Here is a 17,160-nt window from a genome sequence, read left to right as displayed (position 1 = left end):
ACTCATCTCAAGATGCCCGTTTGGTGAGCTTGGTTCTTGAGAGGTAAACGGCGTTGCGTTTGGCTTTGCGTTCAACGTTGCCTCGGCGTCGGGCCAGTTCCAGCAGATTGGCTTGGATCAGCGCGATCTGTTCACGAATAGCCACGGGGTCGGCCTGGGCAAGTCGCTGTGCCAGGGCTTTGCTGTCAGAGGCGTCCAGCATGTCGGGGTGATCGCGCAGGATCCGCTGGTATGGGGTGGTGGCGGTGTCGTAGGTCTTGGTGACTTTCGCACCGATGCGTGTTTTGGTGGCGAGTTTTTGTTGGGGGATGAACAGGTTCGTCATGGTCGATTCCAGGGGCCAGAGCTGGTTGAGTAACTCCAGTTCGCGGGCGGTGTCGTAGCGGTTGTAGCCGACACAGCGGCGGACCATGGCCCAGTTCTTCTGCTCGATGTGGGCTTGGTCGTTGGATCGGGTTGGGCGGCCTCGTGTGTAGGTGATCTCGTGCAGGGCGCACCATTTCTGGAGGTGGTGGTTGATGAACTCGCTGCCGTTATCGGAATGGATTCCTTGGATCGCAAACGGGAAACGCAGGTGTAGTTCTTCCAGTCCGGTGCGCACGATGCGTTCGCCTTTGCTGCGGATGCTGATCGCTTCGGTCCACCCGGTGGCGATGTCGGTGACATCTAGGCTGAAGTGGAACACCCCGTTGTTGTCACCGCCCTCGTGCCCGACCAGGTCGATCTGCACGAAGCCAGGTTCGGTCTGGTCCCATTCGGCCCAGGTCTTGATCGGGGTGCTGGCCTTGAGGATCGACCCGGGTCGGGTGTGACATATTCCTTTGGATGAGACCAGCCCTACTCGGTAGGGCTGTAGGCGCCGGTCGATGGTGGCTGGTGACATCCGCAGCAACGCCTCGACTACATCGTCGCTAGCGTCGAGTCGGTCATGCGCGCGCAGTGAGTCGAGCAGCTGCGGTAGGGCTGGTTGGAGGCGTTTGCCTGTGGGGCCATCCAACAGTGCCCAACATCGCACTAGTACAGCGATCACGTCCTCGTTGTAGGTGATTACCGGTTCCCGAGGCTGGCGAGGACCAGACTCGATGCCTGCCACTCGTTGTCGGATCATTTTGCGGGCGTGGTCGCGATGCCACCGGGTGACCTGGCAGATCGCGTCCAGGATCTCGGTTTTCTCTTGTTTGGTGGCCTTGGGTCACTTCTTCACCTGCGAGGCCAAGATCGCCTTGCGTTGAGCCAATTCCAACTCCATCCACTCACCCTGGACCCACGCGGGTACTTTGAGGTGAGTCAACGAAGCACTCCACGCGGGCATCTTGGATGAGTCAACGCGCCGTTTTTGCCTGAGCCAAATGGGCTGTTACAGTATTCCGCGTTGCCCCGATAGCTCAGTGGTAGAGCGCCATCTTGGTAAGATGGAGGTCCCGGGATCGATTCCCGGTCGGGGCTCTCGTGATGAGGGCCCGTGATCAACGTTTGAACAACGTCAGTCACGGGTTTCCCCATCCAACCTGGCGGTGTAGCTCAGCTGGTTAGAGCGCACGACTCATAATCGTGAGGTCGACGGATCGAGCCCGTCCACCGCTACGGACCGAAAGCCCGTGATCTGATTCAAGGATCGCGGGCTTTTGTGCACCCAGGCGCAGTTCACCCAGTCAGACCAGTCAGAGAGGAGCGCCACCGTGAGTGTTAATCCCGACGTCGCGGGCCGGACCTACCCGTCCATTGCCCCGTACCAGGTGTCCCGGGAAGCCATCCGGGCTTTTGCCCACACCGTGGGCGGCCAGAACCCCATCCACCAGGATGTGGAAGCAGCCCGCGCAGCGGGGCACGCGGACCTGGTGGCACCACCCACCTTTGCCATCATTGTGGCGCAGAAGGCAGAAGCGGCAGTGGTTGCAGATGAAACCGCAGGGATCGACTTCTCCCGGGTGGTCCACGCCGACCAACGTTTCACCCACCACCGCGCCATAGTGGCGGGCGATGAGCTCACCGCAGCCACCACGGTGGATGGAGTCCGGGCAGTGGGCACCGGTGCCATGGTGAGCTTCCGGACGGACATTCTTGATGGTGACGGGCACGCGGTCTCCACCGCCGTGTCCTCACTGCTGGTGAGGGGAGAAGACCAGTGACCACCGCTACCCGACCTGAATTTGCCGCCTTGGAAAAGGGCCAGGAAGTTGCCTCCCGCACCGTGCAACTTTCGCGGGCAGACCTGGTCCGCTACGCCGCTGTCTCCGGGGACTTCAACCCCATCCACTGGAACCAAGACTTTGCCACTTCCGTGGGCCTGCCGAATGTGATCGCTCACGGGATGCTGACCATGGGTGCTGCCATGCAGGTGGTGGTGGATTGGGCAGGGGACCCGGCCGCCGTCGTAGATGTGCAGACCCGCTTCACCAAACCCGTGGTGGTGCCCAATGTCTTTGACACCCAGGTGCGCGCTTCCACAGCGCTGACCGTGGTGGCCAAAGTAGGTGCGCTGGACGATCAAGCTCGGACCGCGCGCATTGATCTGACGGTGACGGCACCGGATCTTGCGGACCCAGGCGTTGCTGCGCAGGAAGCCGCGCCGTTGAAAGTTCTGGTCAAGGCGCAAGCTGTGGTGGCCTGCGCGTGAAACCGGCGGAGACCGGGGCTCGTTAGGATGGCGAACATGACCACCCAGCACCCCATCACCCTGGCCGAATTGACCACCACCGCCGTGGGTGGAGCCGCCCAACGTTACGTGCGTGCGGAGACGGAAGACCAGATTGTGGATGCCGTCAGGATGGCGGATCAAGCTGGGGAACCCGTCCTGATCGTGGGTGGTGGGTCCAACCTTCTGGTGGGTGATTCGGGTTTCCCCGGTACCGTGGTGCACATTGCCACCCGCGGGATACAGGTGGATCACGTCTCCGACTGTGCCGGAACTTTGGTCACGGTGGCTGCCGGGCATCCTTGGGATGACGTAGTGGCCTGGGCGGTGGAGAACGAACGTGTGGGTATTGAAGCCCTTTCCGGAATCCCGGGCACCACCGGGGCCACACCCGTACAGAATGTTGGCGCCTACGGGCAGGAGGTCTCCCAGACCATCGCCCGCGTGCGGGTCTATGACCGTGAAGCCGGCAGACGTACGTCCTTTGCCTTTGCGGAGCTTGACTTCGGATACCGGGATTCCCTGCTGAAGCGCACCACGGTGGAGGGATCTCCGCGTTATGTGGTTTTGGACGTGCAGTTCCAGTTCACGCACGGCGATTTGTCCAAACCCATCCGTTACGGTCAGCTGGCCCAGCACCTGGGTGTGGAGGTCAACCAGCGCGCACCAATGGTCGCGGTGCGTGAGGCGGTATTGCAGCTGCGAGCCGGTAAAGGCATGGTCCTGGACAGGGCAGATCGGGACACCTACAGCACGGGATCGTTCTTCACCAACCCCATTGTGGAAAGCTCAGCGGCTGCGCAGTTGGTACCTTCTGATGCCCCGAGGTTCCCGGTGGTGGATCCCGCCGGAAACCCCCTGGACGGACGAGTCAAACTTTCGGCGGCCTGGCTGATCGACCACGCCGGATTCGGCAAAGGTTTTGGCCTGGAGGGAAGCCGCAACGAACGCCTGTCCATTGACGGCGCATCAGTTTCTGAGGGCCGCTCATCGCTGTCCACCAAGCACACACTGGCTCTGAGCAATCGTGGTCGCGCCAGTGCCGCAGACATGGTGGCACTGGCTCGGACGGTGCGCAACGGTGTCTTGGAGGCTTACGGCGTCGAGCTGGTTCCCGAGCCCGTGATGGTGGGGATGGATCTGTGAACCCGCGGGGCCGGGCGGCACCCGACCCCGCGTCGTCGGAGTTGGCCGAAGAACTGCGGCGGGGGCAGGACCGCAGCCACCCCATCCGGCGGCGGATCGAGAAATTTCAGGCCTGGTCGCATCAGGGGAGCAAGTTCCGGCGTGTGATGGTGCGCGGTTCCATCGCCGTGATCGGCTTTGTCTTGTTCATTGCCGGGGTGGCCATGCTGGTGCTGCCCGGACCCGGCTGGGTGTTTATATTCCTGGGTATTGGCGTGTGGTCCATGGAGTTCGACTGGGCGCACAAACTCAATCTGTGGGCCATCAAAAAACTCAGCGTGGCCTGGGCCAAGATTCAGCGGACACGGCTGATGCAATGGTGGCGTTGGTGCCTGTCCGGTCCGCAGGAACGCAATGCGGCCAATGCGGAGGGCGCTCGCCGCCAAGCGGCTGGTCAACCGGTCAGATTCTCCCCGCACAACGCCCCTCCCGGCCACTAACCGCCACCCCTCCGCCGAAAACATGGTTTGTTGGCTCTGGGAAGGCGAAAATTGGGTCAAACCATGTTTTCGGCGGGGATTCAGAGGGTGCCGACTGCGATTTTCAGCATGCGACGCAACGGTTCAGCAGCACCCCACAGCAACTGATCCCCCACGGTGAACGCGGAAATGTACTCCGGTCCCATCTCCAGCTTGCGGATACGGCCCACCGGTACGTCCAGGGAGCCGGAAGCTGCCACAGGGGTCAACTCCACGGAGGATGCTTCCTTGGTGTTCGGCACCACCTTGACCCATTGGTTGTCGGCATCCAGAATCCGCTCAATCTCCTGAACCGGCAGATCCTCCGTGAGCTTCAGGGTCATGGCCTGCGCGTGAGAGCGCATGGTGGCAATGCGGACACACAGCCCGTCAATCGGGATGCGATTTTCGGCACTGCGCCCCAGGATCTTGTTGGTCTCATCCCCGGCCTTCTTTTCCTCCCGGGACTGCCCATTGCCCAGATCCGAGTCAATCCACGGAATCAGGGAGCCGGACAGCGGGGCGCCGAACTGGGTGGTGTCCAGCTCACCGGAACGCTGCTTGGCCAGAATGCGGCGGTCAATCTCCAGAATTGCCGACGCCGGATCGGCCAGTCCTTCCGCAACCTCCACGTGCAGATCACCGAACTGCTGCAGAACCTCACGCATGTGGCGGGCGCCTCCGCCGGAGGCCGCTTGGTAGGTCATGGACGTGGCCCACTCCACCAGGCCGTTGCGGAACAGTCCGCCCATGCCCATGAGCATGCAGGAGACGGTGCAGTTGCCGCCCACAAAATCCTTGATGCCGGACTCCAGGCCGGCATCAATCACATTGCGGTTGACCGGGTCCAGCACAATGATCGAGTCCTGGTTGGTGCGCAGCGTGGAGGCGGCGTCAATCCACAGGCCGTCCCAGCCGCGGGCACGCAGTTCCCCGTGCACCCGGGAGGTGTAGTCACCACCCTGCGCGGTGAGGATGATGGGTAGCGCTGCCAGCTTGTCCAGGTCGTAAGCATCTTGCAGCGTGCCGGTGTCGCCCATACCCGTAATCTCCGGGGCTTTGGCACCGGGGGAGGACGTGGTGAAAAAGACCGGCTGAATATCCGCAAAGTCACCTTCGGAGACCATGCGGTCCACCAGAACGGATCCGACCATGCCGCGCCAGCCGACCAGGCCGACGGCGGGAGTGGAGTTGGCGCTAGAAATCATGCGATCCAGTCTACGGACCGCACCGGAAGCCTTCGAGGCCACAGGTGCGGATGTGAGATAGCTCGCACACGGGGCGTCATGCCACTAAATCTTGGTACTGCGGAAAGCGCTGCAAGTAATCCTGAACGTACGTGCAGGTGGGGTGGATGAGCACTCCGGAGGCGCGGCACGTGTCCAGTACCAGCGTGATCAAGGTCCTGGCGTAACCCTGCCGGCTGAAACGCTCGTCAATGATGGTGTGCTGCAGGTCAACGGTGCCATCGGCCAGGCGTTCGACCGCCACGAATCCAATGAAGGTGGCACCGTTCCACAGCTCCACCCGGCTCTTTTCCTGGTTGTCCACCAGCTTGAGTTCGGGATCTTCGCGGACCTGGGGCTCGTTGTACTCGGTGTGCTCCGTGCTCACGCGGGCCTCCTAAGGGCAGGTGACATGTGGTGCATCCCACTCTAGACCGCAGGACTGACTGCGCTTCACCGCCGCAGCTTCACGCCATGGGATGGCGCTGCCAGGTTTGCACCCGCCACGGCACCCCGGTGCGGGAGGTGCCGCGGTCCTCCTCCGCCACCAGCTGCCATGTGGCATCCAGTTGCGGGGCGTGGGTGTCGCCGTCGATCTGAAGGTCCAACACGGACACCACGCAGTGCGTCACGGGATGTTGAGGACTGGTCAGGGCATGGCCGTAGAGCTGCCCACCGCCAATCACCCAGATTTCTTCCCCGCCCTCCGCCGCCCGCGCCGCAGCCACGGCATCAGCGTAGGAATCAACGACGACGGCGCCCTCCGCGTCCCCGAACTCCTGCGGCCGGGAGGTCATCACAATGTTGGTCCGGTCCGGCAGCGGCTTGAACTTGGCCGGGAAAGATTCCCAGGTGCGCCGCCCCATGATGACTGGATGGCCCGTGGTCACGGACTTGAAGTGCGCAAAGTCTTCCGGGACGTGCCATGGCATGCTGCCGCCTGCGCCAATCACCCCGTCCCGGGTCTGAGCCCAAATGGCGCCGATCACCGGTGGCGCGCCACTCATACAGCCACCGGCGCCTTGATCCCGGGGTGGTGCTGGTAGTTCACCAGATCAAAGTCATCCAAGGTGTAGTCAAAGATGGAATCGGGGCGGCGCTTGAAGCGCATGGTGGGGTAGGGGAAGGGGTCGCGGGCCAGTTGTTTGGCCACCTGGTCCCGGTGGTTGTCATACACGTGTACGTCTCCTCCGGTCCACACGAACTCGCCGGGTATTAAATCGGTCTGCTCAGCCACCATCAGGGTCAGCAGGGCGTAGGAGGCAATGTTGAACGGCACGCCCAGGAACATGTCCGCGGAGCGTTGATACAGCTGGCAGGACAGTTTGGAGGGGCCTTCCTCCTGCGGCTCCACCCAGAACTGGAACATGGTGTGGCACGGCGGAAGTGCCATGTTGTCCACTTCGGCAGGGTTCCACGCCGTGACAATGTGTCGCCTGGAATCCGGGTTGGTGCGGATCTGCTCAATGACCTTGGCAATTTGATCAATGCTTCCACCATCCGCAGTGGGCCAAGAGCGCCATTGCACTCCGTAGACCGGGCCCAGTTCACCGTTGTCATCTGCCCACTCGTCCCAGATGCTCACGCCGCGCTCCTGCAGCCAGCGAACGTTGGAGGAACCGCTGAGGAACCAGAGCAGTTCCAGCGCCACGGACTTGAAGTGGACGCGTTTGGTGGTCAGCAACGGGAAGGAATCGGAGAGGTCGTAGCGAATTTGACGACCGAACACGGAGCGAGTCCCGGTCCCCGTCCGATCCGTTTTCTGCGTACCGGTGGCGGCAACTTCACGCAGCAGATCCTCGTAGGGGGTGGCAATTGCCGCGTGGGATGCGGGTGTGGCAGCGGTGCTCAAGCGAATGCTCCTTGGGGCGTGCCCGTGGGTACTGGTGGGGTGTGCAACTGGATGCGGCGAAAGGTTTCTGGATGCGGTGCAGGCCTGCGCCGCGGTCAGGAATCAAATGGCTTGACAATTTCCATGGACACTGCCCGGCGCCGGTGACGCCGCGAAACCTGCAACACGATCATCTCACCCGGTGCCAAATAGGGATCTTCTTGGGGCAACATGCTGCTCAGAGTGCTGGGAAGGTGGTTGGCCAGAACTTTCAAGGCGGTGGGCAAGACCGGGCGGTGAGTGCACAAAGCTGCACTTTTGTCCTTGTCAAAAAGGGTTTCCACCACAGCGGCAGCTTTGCGCGGGCTGCGCTTGTGGGCGGCTTCCGTGAGAGCAGGCCGTTCCTTGACCTTGAGCCCGGCGGTTTTGGCATAAGGGGTCACGGTGGACAGGCAGCGTAGCCAGGGGGAGGAGACCACCCGTTCGGGGGACCACACCGCCAGAAGACGGGTGACGGCAAGAGCTTGACGTTTGCCGGTGGCCGCCAGGGGTCGGTCACCCTCCGCCCGGGACCAGGACGAACGCGGTTTGGCCTTGGCGTGACGGACAAGGAGCACAGCGCGCACCGCAAGGTCGCCGGCATCACGCAGTTGGATCAGTCGCTGCAGCGGTTCCACGTCCGTGGTGTTGGTCAGCATGCGTCCGGCTTGTTCGGGGCTGACCCAGCGCAGCTCATCCACTTCCTTGCCGTCGGCCCGGCCTTTGGTGAAGGCGGGAAGTTCAGCGCTCCAGTAGTAGACGTGTTTGAGCCCACCCTTGACCTGGTACTCGGTGATGGCCAGGGGGATCCCCAGCCGGACCTTGAGCCCCACTTCCTCGTGGACTTCCCGGTGAGCGGCTTCAGGCAGGGTTTCCTGGTCATCGAGCTTGCCTTTGGGCCATGACCAGTCGTCGTAACGCGGCCTGTGGATCACCAGCACTTCAATGCCACCATCGGCTGTGGGACGCCAGCACAAGCAGCCGGCCGCGCGGATGTCCGCGGTGGCGTCAGGAGCTTGCACCGAGGTGCGATAAGCAGATTTGGGCATGAGGTTGTGGGTTTCCTCTCCGTGCTGCACTTGGTGGCTGTGCGCGCCATTGACTCGGGCACCTACTGTTCCTGGGCCCCACCCGTGGCCAGGACATGCTAACCCGTTCCCGAGGCCCGTGGTTCCCCGAGCATCAACGGATGAGTTCGGGTGGCACCCAGCGGTCAGCGGCGGCTGAACATCACGTCCACGTGCCACGGTTCAAAGCCCAGCGCGCGGTAGAGATTGAACGCCGCCGTGTTCTGGGCATCCACGTAGAGCAGAACTTCCTGCAAACCACGCTGCGCCAAATGGTGCAATCCCGCCACCGTCAGGGCCTTACCCAATCCGCGTCCCTGCTGGTCCGGGGCGATCCCCACCACGTGGACCTCGCCGCGGGCGGGTTCGCGGTGCGTGGCCGGATGAACTTTGGTCCAGTGGAAACCTGCGATCTCCCGCGGGTCTCCCACGGGGTGGGCAATCAAAAATCCCTGCGGATCAAACCAGTCCTCGGCTTCACGTTCGCGCAGATCGGACATGGTCATCCGTCCCTGTTCGGGATGATCGGCAAAGGCGGCTGCATTGACGGCCAGCCACGCCTCCTCATCCACACCCACTTCAAACGCGCGCAGTGCCAGCCCGGGAGGTAACCGCAGTGCGAGTTCATCCGTGACTCCGGTCATTGGCCGTAACAAACGGTGTAACTCGCGTACGGGGGTGAAGCCCAAGGTGGTGGCCAGAGCCCGCGCGGCCGCGTGGTCACCGTGCGCCCAGGCATCCATCGCAGCATGGTCACCCACCCCGCCGTCCAAAGCAGCCGTGACCATGGCAGCCCCCGTACCAGACCCCCGGTGGGCAGGGTCCACCACTGCCTCCAACACCGCAGCAGTGTCCGGTTGATCGGAATGCACCACGACGGCGGCCCCCACCATCCGTTGTGAATCCTCCAGGAGCGCGCCCACCACGGTGGTGGTGTGGGCAGCGGTGCGCAGCTGCACCAGGGTCTGATCGGAGAAGGGGGGATCGCCGTCGTGATCCGCTGCGGCCTTGGCCAGAGCGGTGAGCTCAGAGACGGTCTGCGGATTCGGGTCGAGTGCGGTGATTTGGACCGATGCCGAAGAATCGGCTGATGGTTGCGTGCTCACGGTGGTTCACTTTCCCCGTGGACCGCAGATTCGTCAGTCGCCGGTCAGACGGTGCTCGGAGGAGCGTTCGGCGGACAGGCTGTAACCCACGTTGCGCACGGTGGTGATCATGTGTTCGTGATCGGAGCCCAGCTTGGAGCGCAGGCGCCGAACATGGACGTCAACTGTTCTGGTTCCACCGTAGTAGTCATAGCCCCAAACTTCGGAGAGCAGTTGCGAGCGCGTGAAGACTCGCCCCTGGTTCTGGGCCAGGAATTTGAGCAGTTCAAACTCCTTGTAGGTGAGGTTCAAGGCTTCACCGTGGACATGGGCGGAGTACGCGGCTTCATCAATCACCACTGAGCCAGCGTGAATCCGGGGATCGTCCTCCGCGTCTCCCAGCAGCACCTTGGCGGAAGCCAGGCGAAGGCGGGCCTCCACTTCCGCGGGCCCTGCGGTTTCCAGGACAACGTCATCAACCATCCATGTGGAGGCCACCGCTGCCATGCCGCCTTCGGTGAGGACCATGATCACCGGAGCTTCCAGTCCCTTGCCCCGCAAAAGTTGCGCCAGATTGCGGGCTGAAATCAGATCTTTTCGGCCATCCACCACCACCACGTCCGCTGTCATGGAATCCACGGCACCGGAGACAACGCGGGTGGGCTGTGCGCTGAGTCTGTGGTTCAACAGGTCAAGGGCCGGAAGGACAGCGGCGGATGGACCGGTTGAGTCGGTGAGCATGAGGATCTCTAGCAACCGGTGCGCTCCTGTCTTTATGTGGGATTTCTTCAGTATAGAAGGCCTTGTTTCCAGCTCATTGCAATCGAGTTGCCGGTGCTGCCGCTATCGTGGGGCAGAACAAATCCGGCCGTTGAGCCTCTGTCCCTCTCACTCTCACTTCAGGAAACACCACATGCGTTACCTCAAGATCATCGTCACATCAGTGGTGGCGCTGATCCTTGCCCTGGTCAGTGCCGCAGTGGGCGGTCCCGCCCCGGTGATCGTGGTGGTGGCCATGAGCGTGGTGATCGGTTCCGGTTGGTCGCTGGCTGTGGGAATCCCCGCGCGCTACCGCCACAACGTGATCATTCTCAGCAGCGGCATCCTGGCGGCACTGCTGTCCTGGCTGGATCCTGATCAGCGGTTGGTGTGGCTTCCCGCCATTGTGGGTGTGGCCCTGATTGCCACGTTCTTGGCGGAACTGGTGCGTGGGGAGGGGGCCCAACACCGGTTGGAGTCCACCATTTCCTCCGTGGTGGCGGTGCTGGCAGTGGTTTCCAGCTCCGGCTGGATTGCACTGTCCCAGTCCTTGAACGCCACGGATCAATCCCCGGTGACGGCCGTCCTGATCTCCGGTTTGGTGAGTTTTGTGGTGATCGGTGTGATTGGTGCCCGGCTGATCGCCTCCGCGCCGCAGGAGGGGCCCAAACGTGGGATGGCATCTTTGGCGGTGACCCCCGTGGCGCTGCTGGGTCCGGCTGTATTGGTCACCTCCCAGTTGGTCGGCCTCGTGGTAGCTTGAGGCCATGCTTGCTCTTGAGATTTTCTTCCTTGTTCTGCTCGTTCTGGCCTCGCTGTGCATCGCCGGGGTTGCCGGGATCGTGCTGAAGGGCCTGTTCAAGGGTCAGAAGTAACTGTGCCGGTAGAAATCCCCACTGACCTCACACCGGAATTGGTGCCGTTCGCCTGGCTACTGGGCGAATGGGAGGGGGATGGGTTTCTGGGCTACGCCGATGTGGACCAGCGCCCGTTCCGCCAGCACGTTCACTTTGCCCATCACGGGTTGCCCTTCCTGGAATACCGGGCTGAAACACATCTGATGGACGACGACGGCCTGCCGTCCCGCCTGATCGCCGTTGAAACCGGTTTCTGGCAGTTGGACCGCCGGTTTGAAGACGGCGATCTGGGCCCCGGCCTGATGCCGCCGGACGTGGTTCCGGTCCTGCGTGATGCAGAGGCCGTGGAAAAATTGCGCACGGGTTCGGGTGGATTCCCCATTTTGGCCACCATCAGTCGCCCGGGTGGAGTCAGTGAGCTCTACGTGGGGGAGATCAACGGCCCGCGGATTCAAATGGGCACGGATGCCGTTCTCCGTGCGGCAGGAGCCAAACCGTACACAGCTGCCACCCGCATGTTGGGTCTGGTCAACGGTGACCTCTTTTGGGCCTGGGACATGGCCGCTGACGGTCACGAGCTGGGCACTCACGCATCCGCAGAGCTGAAAAAGAAGGGTTGATCGCCGTGGCAGATGCCACCTACCGATCTGTTCTCCTGGATGAAGTTCAGGGGGCCGTGGAGGCTGCCGGGGCGGACGCCGGTGTGGCCGCCCATTACGGGGATCCCCTGCGGGAGCAGCGGGCCTTGGCCCGGGGGACGGCCGTGGCCGACCTTTCCCACCGAGGGGTGCTCACCGTTGAGGGTCCGGACCGACTGACCTGGCTGACCACCTTGAGTTCGCAGGTGCTCACGGACCTGGTGCCCGGGGACAGCGCGGAAACTCTCTTTCTCTCCGTCCAAGGGCGCGTGGAGTTCGCCCCGCATGTTCTTGACGACGGCGTTCGCACGTGGCTCATCGTGGAAGCTCACCACGCAGCGCCCCTGCGCGATTGGCTGGACCGTATGCGTTTTGCCCTCCGCGTCGATGTCAGGGATCGAACGGCGGAGGTGGCTGTGATCGGCGCAACCACGGTGCCGGATCACCTCCGCGCAGCTTCAGCAGAGCTGTATGCCGCACTGGATGGTCTGCCCCGTGAGGTGACTGCTCCAGGGGCCGAGCAGAAAAAGACGGAAGGGGAGCCGCAGCGGGCGGAAGCTGAGCTGCACCCCGTGGCACTGCCCCTGATGTGGTCCGATCCCTGGCCCGGTGTGGTCCGTGGTGGGTGGGCCTACGGGGTGGTTCAGGGGCATCCCGCTGAGCAGACCACCTGGCATGAGGTGCTGGTGGCGCGAGATCGCCTTGTGGAGGTCTTGACCGGTCCCGTTGCTGACGGACTGGGATTGGCCGGCTCGTGGGCGGCTGAAGCGCTGCGCATTGAAACCTGGCGGCCCAGGATGGGTGCGGACACCGATGAGCGCACAGTGCCGCATGAGCTTGACTGGTTGCGAACCGCCGTGCACCTGGAAAAAGGCTGCTACAAGGGGCAGGAGACGGTGGCACGGGTGCACAATCTGGGCCACCCGCCCCGCCGCCTGGTGTTCCTGGACCTGGACGGCTCTGAGCACACCGTGCCACCCGCCCAGTCCGAGGTGCTGCTCGGCGAGCGTGTTGTGGGTCGAGTCACGTCAGCCCAACTCCACCATGAGGCCGGCCCCGTGGCGCTGGCGGTGGTGAAAAGGTCGGTAGACCCCGCAGCCGATCTCACGGTTCGAGCCCCCCAACCCGAAACCCCCGAAATCTCTGAGACCACTCCAGCACCCGGAGCGGCTGGGACCACGGACCAGGCCAGGGAGCAGTGGGCGGCGGCCCAGACCGTCGTGGTTCCTCCGGAAGCCGGCCAAACGGTGCAGCGGGAAAAAGGTTTTCTGCGCGGACCGCGCTGAGTAGGTGGGCCCTCACCGCGTCACGGTGAGGGCCCACAGGTCTTTCAGTACATCAGGTGAGTGACCAAACACTTTCGGTGAATGGCCAAACGCTTCCGGTCAGCGACCGAAGAGGATCTTGGCCTCGTTGTACCGGGATTCCGGCACGGTCTTGAGACCGTCCAAAGCCTCGGAGAAGTCCACCCGCTCAACATCGGTGCCGCGCAGAGCCACCATCTGGCCCCAGGCGCCGTCGCGCACCAGGTCCACAACGCCCATGCCGAACCGTGTGGCCAACACCCGGTCAAAGCTGGTGGGAGCGCCACCGCGCTGGATGTGACCCAGGATGGTGTTGCGAGTTTCAATGCCGGTGAGACGTTCGATCTCCTGCGTGACGTAGTCACCGATCCCACCCAGGCGCGGACGGCCATCAGCTTCCAAGCCCTTGTTGTGCAGAACCTCGTCAAAGCCCTCCGGAATGAAGCCTTCAGCCACCACCACCAGAGGTGAACGGCCGCGTTCGTGGACCTCGGAAACCCAAGCAGCCACCTGCTCCATGGGAATCTTCTGCTCGGGGATCAGGATGGCGTGGGCGCCTGCTGCCATGCCGGAGTGCAAGGCGATCCAACCCACGTGGCGGCCCATGACCTCTGCCACCATGCAGCGGTGATGCGAGTCCCCGGTGGTCCGCAAACGGTCCATGGCGTCAGTGGCGATCTGAACGGCGGTGTCAAAACCAAAGGTGTAATCAGTTGCCTGGAGGTCATTGTCAATGGTCTTGGGCACGCCCACCACGGGGAGCCCGGCATCGGCAAGGCGCTTGGCCCCGGCCAAGGTGCCTTCGCCGCCGATGGCCACAATGGCGTCCACCCCCAGCTTTTCAAGCGACTTGGCAATGTTCTCCGGGCCGCCGTTGGGGCCATCGAACGGATTGGTGCGGGAAGTGCCCAAAATGGTGCCGCCCACGCGTGCCAAACCGCGGACGGAGGAGCGGGGGAGGTCCATCACATCGCCCTCCACCACGCCGCGCCAGCCATCCAGGAAACCTACGAATTCGTGGTCGTAGGACTTGATGCCGTGCAGAACCGCGCCGCGGATCACCGCGTTCAAGCCGGGGCAGTCTCCGCCGCTGGTCAGCAAACCGATTTTCATGCTCACTCCTCATGGTCAGGGATGGATCCGTGAACTCCGTGTCCAGTCTAGGAGCAGGTCTCCGTTCAATCATTGGAGTTGGCAGGAAATGCCGTCATGATGCAGCCGAGCACTAGACTGGAAGTGAGTCCGAGACCACAGTGGGTGTCCCGGTGACCGCAAAGGAACCGCGAAGGAGTAGTGGACATGGCCGAAGCCCCCAAAGAAAACCTCCGGGAGTTCATCGACAAACTCGTGGAGCAGGGATACACGGTCCAAGAGGGGCACTCTCCGGATCCTGACTTGATTGATCCCGGTGGATCAGCCGTGGAGACCTGGCGGGAGGGCTACCCGTATGAGGAACGCATGTCCCGTGAGGACTATGAGATGGAGAAGTACAAACTCCAGATCGAACTGCTCAAATTGCAGTACTGGTCCCAGGACAACAACCTGCGCCACATCATTGTGTTTGAAGGCCGGGACGCGGCTGGCAAGGGCGGCACCATCAAACGGTTCATGGAACACCTGAACCCACGCGCTGCCCGCACGGTGGCCCTGAATGCCCCCAATGAACGTGAGCGGGGGCAGTGGTACTTCCAGCGCTACATCCAGCATTTCCCCACCTTTGGGGAGATGGTCATGTTTGACCGCTCCTGGTACAACCGCGGCAACGTGGAGCGGGTAATGGGCTTCTGCTCGGATGACGAGTACGAAGACTTCATGAATCAGGCGCCGGTTTTTGAAAAAATGCTGGTTGACTCGGGCATCCATCTGACCAAGTTCTGGTTCTCCGTGACCCAGCACGAACAGCGCACTCGCTTTGCCATCCGGCAGATCGACCCCGTACGCCGGTGGAAGCTTTCCCCCAATGACCTGGCCTCCTTGGACCGCTGGGATGACTACACCCTGGCCAAGGAGGAGACCTTCCGGCGTACCGACACCGATCACGCCCCGTGGATCACCATCAAGTCCAATGACAAGAAGCGTGCGCGCCTCAACGCCATGCGTCACTTCCTCAATCAGTTCGACTATGACGACAAGGACACTTCCGTGGTGTACCCCGCTGATCCCCTGATCGTGCGCCGCGGTCGGGATGCCGTGGACGACTAACCCTCTGAACGCATGACAACGGAGCCCTCCGTGACAGCCAAAGATCGAGACGATCTCACGGCCGTCACGGAGGGCTCTGTTGTGTGACGGTTGGGAGTGGTGAGCCGCTCAGGAGCGGTCAGCCAGGACCCACGCTGCGGTGGCATTCACACCGGTCACAGCCAACACGGAGGGCCATGCGCCGATTTTCTTGGCCAGCGGGTGGGAGAGCCCAAAACCCAGAAGGTAGGTGGCACTCAACGCCGCTGTGGTGATGGGGCCAGACTTGTGCCACCAGTTGTGAGCTGCGGCGGCACCGGCGGCAAACAGCACCGCACCGCCCAGGGGACGGACTCCGGTCCACCGTGCTACGCCATATCCGCCCAGTAGACCGGCGGAGACCAGCGCGGCGGTGGGGATCTGTTCATTGGCGGCACGCGCGCCGGTGTACAGGTCAGTCAGGTCATCCTTGAGGGTGACGCTAGCGGATGCAGAACTGTTGGACATGTGAACCTCTTGCTGACGGAGCTGATGGAGCAGTGCCGCCCGCCTCCCGCGGGCGTATCAGGGCGGCGTCGCTTCTGACTGGTGACTGGATGGCCGACTGGTGGTGAAACGCTGTGATCAGCGCGCGGAGCCCAGGAAAGTCTGGAGGCGGCTCAGCCCTTCGGCAAGGTCATCGTCACCCAGGGCGTAGGACAGTCGGAAAAACCCTGACGGCCCAAAAGCTTCGCCGGGGACCACGGCCACTTTGGCCTCATTGAGCACCAGTTCGGCCAGTTCGGCCGAGGTCTGCGGTGTGCTTCCTCCAAAGTCCTTGCCCAAAAGCCCACGGACGTCCGCGTAGGCGTAGAACGCGCCTTGCGGGGTGGGTACCTCCACGCCGTCAATCGCGTTCAACCCGTCCACGATCACACGGCGACGTCGGTCAAAGGCCTCCTTCATGACCTCAACCTGGTCCATGGGTCCAGTCAATGCGGCCAAAGCCGCCCGCTGGGCAATGTTGTTCACATTGGAGCTCAGATGCGACTGAAGGTTTCCGGCGGCCTTGATGACGTCGGGTGGGCCGATCATCCATCCCACGCGCCAACCGGTCATGGCGTAGGTCTTGGCCACGCCATTGAGCACAATGACGTTCTCCGCAAGCTCCGGGCAGGCACCGGCAATGGAGGTGAACTCCAAACCGTCGTACACCAGGTGTTGATAAATCTCATCCGTGATGACCATGAGACCCTTGGCCGCAGCCCAGGCGCCCAGAGCTTTGATCTCATCCGCGGTGAAAACTGAACCGGTGGGATTGGAGGGCGAGCACAGCAGCAGCACTTTGGTCCGCGGCGTGACGTGCTCCTCCAGCATTTCCGCAGTGACCTTGTAACCGCGTTCAGGGCCGGCGAAAACCTCCACGGGAACGCCTCCGGCAAGCCTGATCGCCTCCGGGTACGTGGTCCAGTAGGGGCTGGGGAGGAGGACTTCATCGCCGTCGTCAACAACGGTTTGGAAGGCTTGATAAACGGCTTGCTTGCCGCCGTTGGTCACAATCACCTGGGAAGGATCCACCTGCCAACCCGAGTCCCGTGCGGTGACCTCCGCTATTGCTTGGCGTAGTTCAGGGAGACCGACTCCGGCGGAGTAGCGGAAGTTCGCGGGGTCCTTCAGAGCCTCGGCGGCGGCGGCCACAATGTAATCCGGCGTTGGAAAGTCAGGTTCGCCCGCGCCAAAACCGATCACCGGCTCACCGGCAGCTTTCAAAGCCTTGGCTTTTGAATCGACGGCGAGTGTGGCGGACGGTGTAATGGCGCCGATTCGGCGGGAAATGCGATGAGACGTGGAGTTGGCTGTGCGGTCCGACATCACTTGCGGATCCTCCTAATGCCCTCCCTGCGCGGCGGTTGAGC

19 protein-coding genes and 2 tRNA genes are annotated in these 17,160 nt (G+C 62.7%); 10 read left to right on the top strand and 11 right to left on the bottom strand.

Annotation, left to right across the window (positions count from 1 at the left end; genetic code table 11):
* Positions 1–7: 7 nt before the first annotated feature.
* On the bottom strand, positions 8–1,030 hold the full coding sequence (locus Q4G32_RS01515) for an integrase catalytic domain-containing protein (RefSeq protein WP_303348721.1): 1,023 nt from the start codon (positions 1,028–1,030) through the stop codon (positions 8–10).
* A gap of 344 nt (positions 1,031–1,374) precedes the next feature.
* Here Q4G32_RS01515 and Q4G32_RS01510 point away from each other — a divergent pair.
* From Q4G32_RS01510 to Q4G32_RS01485, 6 genes are all read left to right on the top strand, one after another.
* Positions 1,375–1,446, top strand: a tRNA-Thr gene (locus tag Q4G32_RS01510).
* A gap of 64 nt (positions 1,447–1,510) precedes the next feature.
* Positions 1,511–1,584, top strand: a tRNA-Met gene (locus Q4G32_RS01505).
* Between the two features lie 95 nt (positions 1,585–1,679).
* The gene (locus Q4G32_RS01500; protein ID WP_303348720.1) at positions 1,680–2,129 is read left to right on the top strand and encodes an FAS1-like dehydratase domain-containing protein; all 450 of its coding nucleotides are present in this window, start codon (positions 1,680–1,682) and stop codon (positions 2,127–2,129) included.
* Positions 2,126–2,617: a MaoC/PaaZ C-terminal domain-containing protein gene (locus tag Q4G32_RS01495; protein ID WP_303348717.1), complete on the top strand. Its 492-nt coding sequence runs from the start codon at positions 2,126–2,128 to the stop codon at positions 2,615–2,617. Before Q4G32_RS01500 ends, Q4G32_RS01495 begins: the two co-directional genes overlap by 4 nt.
* Positions 2,618–2,653: 36 nt before the next feature.
* A complete protein-coding gene (locus Q4G32_RS01490) occupies positions 2,654–3,781 on the top strand; it encodes a UDP-N-acetylmuramate dehydrogenase (protein WP_303348716.1) in 1,128 nt (375 codons plus the stop codon).
* Positions 3,778–4,260, top strand: a complete 483-nt coding sequence (locus Q4G32_RS01485; protein WP_303348715.1) for a PGPGW domain-containing protein — start codon at positions 3,778–3,780, stop codon at positions 4,258–4,260. The genes Q4G32_RS01490 and Q4G32_RS01485 overlap by 4 nt, the downstream gene beginning before the upstream one ends.
* Positions 4,261–4,340: 80 nt before the next feature.
* Here Q4G32_RS01485 and asd read toward each other — a convergent pair whose 3' ends face one another.
* The 7 genes from asd to Q4G32_RS01450 form a co-directional block, all read right to left on the bottom strand.
* Positions 4,341–5,486, bottom strand: coding sequence for an aspartate-semialdehyde dehydrogenase (asd, locus tag Q4G32_RS01480; protein WP_303348713.1), 1,146 nt, complete (start codon positions 5,484–5,486; stop codon positions 4,341–4,343).
* A 76-nt stretch (positions 5,487–5,562) separates the two neighbouring features.
* The gene (locus tag Q4G32_RS01475) at positions 5,563–5,892 is read right to left on the bottom strand and encodes a GNAT family N-acetyltransferase (protein WP_303348712.1); all 330 of its coding nucleotides are present in this window, start codon (positions 5,890–5,892) and stop codon (positions 5,563–5,565) included.
* 79 nt (positions 5,893–5,971) lie between these two features.
* On the bottom strand, positions 5,972–6,511 hold the full coding sequence (locus Q4G32_RS01470) for a dihydrofolate reductase (protein ID WP_303348711.1): 540 nt from the start codon (positions 6,509–6,511) through the stop codon (positions 5,972–5,974).
* Positions 6,508–7,356, bottom strand: coding sequence for a thymidylate synthase (locus Q4G32_RS01465; protein ID WP_303348710.1), 849 nt, complete (start codon positions 7,354–7,356; stop codon positions 6,508–6,510). The genes Q4G32_RS01470 and Q4G32_RS01465 overlap by 4 nt, the downstream gene beginning before the upstream one ends.
* 95 nt (positions 7,357–7,451) lie before the next feature.
* On the bottom strand, positions 7,452–8,423 hold the full coding sequence (locus Q4G32_RS01460) for an NUDIX hydrolase (protein WP_303348709.1): 972 nt from the start codon (positions 8,421–8,423) through the stop codon (positions 7,452–7,454).
* Positions 8,424–8,587: 164 nt separating this feature from the next.
* Positions 8,588–9,505 carry a mycothiol synthase gene (mshD, locus tag Q4G32_RS01455; protein ID WP_441327445.1) on the bottom strand — a complete coding sequence of 306 codons (918 nt, stop codon included), beginning with the start codon at positions 9,503–9,505 and terminating at the stop codon, positions 8,588–8,590.
* A 75-nt stretch (positions 9,506–9,580) separates the two neighbouring features.
* The gene (locus Q4G32_RS01450; protein ID WP_441327439.1) at positions 9,581–10,267 is read right to left on the bottom strand and encodes a response regulator transcription factor; all 687 of its coding nucleotides are present in this window, start codon (positions 10,265–10,267) and stop codon (positions 9,581–9,583) included.
* 172 nt (positions 10,268–10,439) lie between these two features.
* On the opposite strand from Q4G32_RS01450, the gene Q4G32_RS01445 reads away from it, so the two are divergent.
* From Q4G32_RS01445 to ygfZ, 3 genes are all read left to right on the top strand, one after another.
* Positions 10,440–11,048 (top strand): hypothetical protein, encoded by a 609-nt coding sequence (locus tag Q4G32_RS01445; protein ID WP_303348704.1) that lies wholly within the window; start codon positions 10,440–10,442, stop codon positions 11,046–11,048.
* A 114-nt stretch (positions 11,049–11,162) separates the two neighbouring features.
* Entirely contained in the window at positions 11,163–11,762 is a 600-nt protein-coding gene (locus Q4G32_RS01440; protein WP_303348702.1) for an FABP family protein, read from the top strand.
* Entirely contained in the window at positions 11,762–13,066 is a 1,305-nt protein-coding gene (ygfZ, locus tag Q4G32_RS01435) for a CAF17-like 4Fe-4S cluster assembly/insertion protein YgfZ (RefSeq protein ID WP_441327444.1), read from the top strand. Before Q4G32_RS01440 ends, ygfZ begins: the two co-directional genes overlap by 1 nt.
* Before the next feature lie 99 nt (positions 13,067–13,165).
* On the opposite strand, the gene Q4G32_RS01430 is transcribed toward ygfZ, so the two are convergent.
* Entirely contained in the window at positions 13,166–14,197 is a 1,032-nt protein-coding gene (locus Q4G32_RS01430; RefSeq protein WP_303348699.1) for a 6-phosphofructokinase, read from the bottom strand.
* A 186-nt stretch (positions 14,198–14,383) separates the two neighbouring features.
* On the opposite strand from Q4G32_RS01430, the gene ppk2 reads away from it, so the two are divergent.
* Positions 14,384–15,286, top strand: coding sequence for a polyphosphate kinase 2 (ppk2, locus tag Q4G32_RS01425; RefSeq protein WP_303348698.1), 903 nt, complete (start codon positions 14,384–14,386; stop codon positions 15,284–15,286).
* Between the two features lie 108 nt (positions 15,287–15,394).
* On the opposite strand, the gene Q4G32_RS01420 is transcribed toward ppk2, so the two are convergent.
* Positions 15,395–15,772: a hypothetical protein gene (locus Q4G32_RS01420; protein WP_303348696.1), complete on the bottom strand. Its 378-nt coding sequence runs from the start codon at positions 15,770–15,772 to the stop codon at positions 15,395–15,397.
* Between the two features lie 117 nt (positions 15,773–15,889).
* Complete coding sequence (locus tag Q4G32_RS01415; protein ID WP_303348694.1) at positions 15,890–17,116, bottom strand: pyridoxal phosphate-dependent aminotransferase; 1,227 nt, start codon at positions 17,114–17,116, stop codon at positions 15,890–15,892.
* Positions 17,117–17,160 lie beyond the last annotated feature (44 nt).

It is taken from the genome of Kocuria sp., from assembly GCF_030538595.1.
Classification (GTDB): domain Bacteria; phylum Actinomycetota; class Actinomycetes; order Actinomycetales; family Micrococcaceae; genus Kocuria.
This window is presented reverse-complemented; position numbering and strand designations above follow the sequence as displayed.

Coding starts and splice junctions, on each gene's coding strand:
- Q4G32_RS01415 (WP_303348694.1), bottom strand. CDS start 17,116: ATGTCGGACCGCACAGCCAACTCCACGTCTCATCGCATTTCCCGCCGA.
- Q4G32_RS01490 (WP_303348716.1), top strand. CDS start 2,654: ATGACCACCCAGCACCCCATCACCCTGGCCGAATTGACCACCACCGCC.
- Q4G32_RS01445 (WP_303348704.1), top strand. CDS start 10,440: ATGCGTTACCTCAAGATCATCGTCACATCAGTGGTGGCGCTGATCCTT.
- Q4G32_RS01460 (WP_303348709.1), bottom strand. CDS start 8,423: ATGCCCAAATCTGCTTATCGCACCTCGGTGCAAGCTCCTGACGCCACC.
- Q4G32_RS01430 (WP_303348699.1), bottom strand. CDS start 14,197: ATGAAAATCGGTTTGCTGACCAGCGGCGGAGACTGCCCCGGCTTGAAC.
- ppk2 (WP_303348698.1), top strand. CDS start 14,384: ATGGCCGAAGCCCCCAAAGAAAACCTCCGGGAGTTCATCGACAAACTC.
- Q4G32_RS01470 (WP_303348711.1), bottom strand. CDS start 6,511: ATGAGTGGCGCGCCACCGGTGATCGGCGCCATTTGGGCTCAGACCCGG.
- asd (WP_303348713.1), bottom strand. CDS start 5,486: ATGATTTCTAGCGCCAACTCCACTCCCGCCGTCGGCCTGGTCGGCTGG.
- Q4G32_RS01420 (WP_303348696.1), bottom strand. CDS start 15,772: ATGTCCAACAGTTCTGCATCCGCTAGCGTCACCCTCAAGGATGACCTG.
- Q4G32_RS01450 (WP_441327439.1), bottom strand. CDS start 10,267: ATGCTCACCGACTCAACCGGTCCATCCGCCGCTGTCCTTCCGGCCCTT.